Below are 763 nucleotides of genomic sequence, written 5' to 3' on the forward strand. Positions count from 1 at the left end.
ATCAGGCCGGTGCGGTGACCGATTTCCACGCGCACCGCGCCGAGCAGGGCGCGCGCATCGGCCTTGTCCCCCGCGGAGAAGAAGATGCAGTCTCCGGCCTTCGCGCCGGTGGCCTCGGCCAGGCCCGCCTTCTCCTCATCGGACAGGTTTTTGGCCACTGGGCCGGCCAGCTCCCCGTCTTCCTTGATCAGCACGTAGGCCAGGCCCTTGGCGCCGCGCTGCTTGGCGAATTCCTGCCAGGCATCCAGGGTGCGGCGCGGCTGGGAGGCCCCCCCGGGCATGACCACGGCGCGACGTAGTCCGCCTGGAACACCTTGAAGCTGGTGTTGGCGAAGTACTCGGTCATCTCGCTCAGCTCCAGGCCGAAACGCAGGTCCGGCTTGTCGCTGCCGTACTTGGCCATCGCCTCGGCGTAGGACATGCGGCGGATCGGGGTCGGGATCTGCACGTCGATCAGCGCCCACAGTTCCTTGACCAGCGCCTCACCCAGCGCGATGATGTCGTCTTCCTCGACGAACGAGGCCTCGATGTCCAGCTGGGTGAACTCCGGCTGGCGGTCCGCGCGGAAGTCTCATCGCGGTAGCAGCGGGCGATCTGGTAGTACTTCTCAAAGCCGCCGACCTGCAGCAGCTGCTTGAACAGCTGCGGGGACTGCGGCAGCGCGTACCAGCTGCCCGGGGACAGGCGGGCCGGGACCACGAAGTCGCGGGCGCCTTCCGGGGTGGAGCGGGTCAGCTCGGGGTTTCGATCTCCACATAGCCTG

The 763-nt window shown here is 67.8% G+C and carries 1 pseudogene; it reads right to left on the minus strand.

The window, feature by feature from the left end:
* Positions 1–763, minus strand: a pseudogene (locus JCM19049_RS16330) (amino acid--tRNA ligase-related protein); the annotation flags it as partial.

The organism is Arthrobacter sp. JCM 19049, assembly GCF_001310435.1.